The organism is Streptomyces ipomoeae 91-03, from assembly GCF_000317595.1.
In the GTDB taxonomy this organism is placed as follows: domain Bacteria; phylum Actinomycetota; class Actinomycetes; order Streptomycetales; family Streptomycetaceae; genus Streptomyces; species Streptomyces ipomoeae.
In genome coordinates this window covers 1-3775 of record NZ_AEJC01000481.1, presented here as the reverse complement: position 1 = coordinate 3775, position 3775 = coordinate 1, and the positions used below count along the sequence as shown (strand labels likewise).

Genomic DNA, 3775 nt, shown 5'->3' with positions numbered 1-3775 from the left:
CCGGTAGGTCCCTTCGGCAGCGCCGCCCGCACCTCGGACAGCAGCCGCAACGTGAGCGGATGCCGCGCATCGGCCCCGGAGAGCGCCCCTTCGGGGATCCCGTACCGCAGCCGGGCCCGCCGAGCCTCCTCCTCGCTCAGATCCCCCAGCCGCACACAGGCGGGCAGCGACAGCCCCTCCCCGGTCGCCTGTCCCTCCCCCGCCGACATGCCTCCATGCAACAGCTCCGCCGGGAACTCCGCCCCGGCCCGCTCCCAGTACTCGGCCCGACAGGCCACGACCAGCCGCGCCCCGTTCTCCCGCAGCCAGTCGACCGTCCCGGCGGTCCACTCCCCCAGCCGATGGGCGAGCGTGGGCGGCATCTCCTCGGGCCCGTCGAGGAGCAGCAACAGGGGACGCCCCTCGTCCAACGCCAGCCCGGCGAGCCGCTCGGGCCGAATGTCCCCGAGCTCCCCGTCGTACCGCCCGGCAACGGCCGGCTGCTCAGCCCCGACGCACAGCTCCCGCGCCTCGGCCGAACCCGAACCCGAACCCGAAGCAGACGCCGAAGCCCAAGCAGACGCGGACACCGATGTCGCAGCCGCACCGGATACCGAAGCAGACGCGGCTGCCCCAGCCGACGCCGACGCGGCCACGATCCGCCCCGCCCGTTCCAGTGCCCGCCGTGCCGCGTCCCTCACGGAGGTGTCGTCGGCCAGCAGATCGGCGCCGCGCAGCCACAGCGTGGGCGTCGGCGCGGGGCCGCGGGCGCGGCGTGCGGCGAGGGCGGCCAGTTCGGTCGTACGACCGGAGCCGGGCGGGCCGACGAGGGCCAGGACGGTGGCCGGCCCGTCCACGAAGGCGGTGAACTCCTCGACGACATCGGCCCGTTCGACGGGCTCGGCACCGGCCGCAGCGGCGGGCCCGGCGCCCGCCCTCGGCCTCTCCGACCCGACCGTCGTGGCCGTGAGCTCCAGCACCCCCGCCAGGTTCAGGTCGACCCCGTACGCGGGGACGGTCGCCGCGTTGCGCGCCAGCAGCTCGGCGAGCGGCGGCTCGGCCCGCCACTCCCGCAGGGGTACGGCGAAGCCGTGGGCCCGGTGCCGGTCCTCCAGCTCCGTGCCGAGAACGCCCACCACCGTCCCGGTGGTCGTGTCGAGCACGGGTCCCCCGGCCGCTCCCCCACCCGGCCGCAGCGCCTCGCGCCCGGCGGTGCCGATCGCCAACTCCAGGGCGCCGCACAGCAGATGGAAACCGTCGGTCGCGGTGTAGACGACGTCCGCCGTGCCCAGTACCCGTGCCTCGCGCCAGCCGCCGGCCGCGATACGGACGTACGCCCCGGTCTCGATCTCGTCCCGCAAGGAGAACGGCAGCGGGTCCACGCGCAGGCCCTCGGTGCGGATGAGCGCGAGGTCGAGGGCGGGCAGCGGGATCACCGCGTCGGAGGTCACCACGCAGGTGCGGTCCCCGGTGGCGTGCAGCACGATCCTGGCCAGCCCGTCCACCGCCTCATGGCTGGTGACGACCGTCCCGTGGTGATCGGCCACGAAGCCCGTACCGCGCGGTCGTCCCGCCGGATCGCCGACCCGCACCAGGACCTCGTCCCGCGCCGCCCGGCGGCCGTCGTCGGTTGCCCGACGGCCCCGTACCGCCATTTCGTGACCTCCCCGTCGTACCTCTGTTCCGACGGTAGGCACGTGAAGATCAGCAAAACAGGTGAGCAGGCAAACGCGCCCCCTTCCGCTCCCTCGGTTCACTCCAAGCGCCTGCACGAAGGGGTGAATAGCCGTGGGCGGATGGATACACCTCTGGGTGGGGGAACCGAGGGGGGACCGTGGAGCGGCGGGAACAGCAAGCCCCGTGAACGCCGCTCCACGCTCGCCGCCGGGCTCAGCCGAAGACGGCCAGGCTCTTCGCCTTGCCCTTCAGGTGCTCGACGAGGGCCAGGAAGCGGCCCTCCGGGTCGAAGACGGCGACGGCCCCGCCGCCCGCGTACTCCTCGGGCATCTCCAGCCGTACCCCGTTCAGGAGCAGCCGCGCCCGCTTGGCGTCCACGTCCCAGCGGGGGAACGCGGCAGCGGCGGCCTCGGCGATCGGCATCACGGTCAGCTCCTCCTGGAGCTGGTCGAGGGTCCGCGCGGAGTCCAGCTTGTACGGCCCGACACGCGTCCGGCGCAGCGCGGTGAGATGGCCTCCGACGCCCAGACCGGCGCCGAGGTCGCGGGCGAGGGCCCTGATGTACGTCCCGGAGGAGCACACCACCGACACCACCAGGTCGAGCACCGGGGTGCCGTCCTCGGCGACGGCGTCGCGGACGTCGTACACGGCGAAGGAGGAGATGGTGACGGGCCGGGCGGGGATCTCGAACTCCTCGCCCTCCCGGGCCCGCTTGTACGACCGTACGCCGTCGATCTTGATGGCGCTGACCTTGGACGGAACCTGCATGATGTCGCCGGTCAGTTTGGCGATACCGGTGTCGATGGCGTCGCGGGTGACCTTGGAGGCGTCCGTGGAGGAGGTGATCTCCCCCTCGGCGTCATCCGTGACGGTCGTCTGGCCGAGCCGGATGGTCCCCAGGTACTCCTTCTCGGTGAGCGCGAGGTGACCGAGGAGCTTGGTCGCCTTCTCCACCCCGAGGACGAGGACACCCGTGGCCATGGGGTCGAGCGTGCCCGCGTGCCCGACCCGCCGCGTACGGGCGATGCCCCGCATCTTGGCGACGACGTCGTGCGAAGTGAAGCCCGACGGCTTGTCGACGATGACAAGTCCGTCGGGCGTGGTGCTCTTCTGGCGCTGCTGGGTCATTCGGCGATGTCGTCCTCGTCGTCGCCCGGCTTGCGGTACGGGTCGGCGTCACCGGCGTACTGCGCCCCCGAGGCACTCTCGCGGACCTTGGCGTCCGAGGCCCGCGCCTTGTCGAGGAGGTCCTCGATGGTCTTGGCGGTGTCCGGGAGGGCGTCGGCCACGAAGGCGAGGGTCGGCGTGAACTTCACACCCGCGGCCCGCCCGACCTCGGAACGGAGGATGCCCTTGGCGCTCTCCAGTCCCGCGGCGGCGGCAGCCCGCTCCTCGTCGTCCCCGTACACCGTGTAGAAGACGGTCGCCTCCCGCAGGTCCCCGGTGACCCGGGTGTCCGTGATGGTGACGTGTGAGCCGAGCCGCGGGTCCTTGATCCCGCGCTGCAGCTTCTGGGCCACCACCTCTCGGATGAGGTCCGCCAGCCTCTTGGCACGCGCGTTGTCGGCCACTGGTCCGTCTCCTAGCTCGTTCCGCGTTACTGCTGTTTCTTGAATTGTCTCGGTGGCTGTATCCGCCGCCGATCAGTCGTCGTCGCCGTGCAGGCGCCGTCTGGCCGAGAGCAGTTCCACCTCGGGCCTGCCGGCGACCAGCCGCTCGCATCGGTCCAGTACGTCGGTGATGTGCCCGATGTCGCCCGAGACCACCGCCAGGCCGATACCGGCTCGGCGGTGCAGATCCATGTGGTCGATCTCCGCCACGCTGATCGCGAACTTTCGTTGGAGTTCGGCCACGATCGGGCGGACGACGGAGCGCTTCTCCTTCAGTGACCGTACGTCGCCGAGGAGGAGGTCGAAGGACAGAGTCCCCACATACATGTGTGTATCCGGTTCACCCGCCGGTACGGGATAGATGGCCTGCCGGGCGATGTGCCTGGGCAGGAACATCAGAACCGTACATCGAACCGGGCGGGCGGCTCGACGGGATTTGTTTCGCCCCCGCCGCCCCTACCCGTCCCATCCCCATGTCTTTGCGGGACATGTCTTTGAGGGGCGCGGGG

The 3775-nt window shown here is 71.8% G+C and carries 4 protein-coding genes; all 4 read right to left on the bottom strand.

Annotated elements, in window-relative coordinates:
* Positions 1-1634 (bottom strand): trypsin-like peptidase domain-containing protein (locus tag STRIP9103_RS31400; protein WP_009327184.1); only part of this gene is annotated, 1634 nt, incomplete at its 3' end.
* Positions 1635-1869: 235 nt separating this feature from the next.
* Positions 1870-2784 (bottom strand): tRNA pseudouridine(55) synthase TruB, encoded by a 915-nt coding sequence (gene truB, locus STRIP9103_RS31395; protein ID WP_009327186.1) that lies wholly within the window; start codon positions 2782-2784, stop codon positions 1870-1872.
* Positions 2781-3227, bottom strand: coding sequence for a 30S ribosome-binding factor RbfA (gene rbfA / locus STRIP9103_RS31390; RefSeq protein ID WP_009327185.1), 447 nt, complete (start codon positions 3225-3227; stop codon positions 2781-2783). The genes truB and rbfA overlap by 4 nt, the downstream gene beginning before the upstream one ends.
* Before the next feature lie 72 nt (positions 3228-3299).
* Positions 3300-3593, bottom strand: coding sequence for a DUF503 domain-containing protein (locus STRIP9103_RS31385; protein ID WP_048821325.1), 294 nt, complete (start codon positions 3591-3593; stop codon positions 3300-3302).
* Positions 3594-3775 lie beyond the last annotated feature (182 nt).

Coding starts and splice junctions, on each gene's coding strand:
- STRIP9103_RS31385 (WP_048821325.1), bottom strand. CDS start 3,593: ATGTATGTGGGGACTCTGTCCTTCGACCTCCTCCTCGGCGACGTACGG.
- truB (WP_009327186.1), bottom strand. CDS start 2,784: ATGACCCAGCAGCGCCAGAAGAGCACCACGCCCGACGGACTTGTCATC.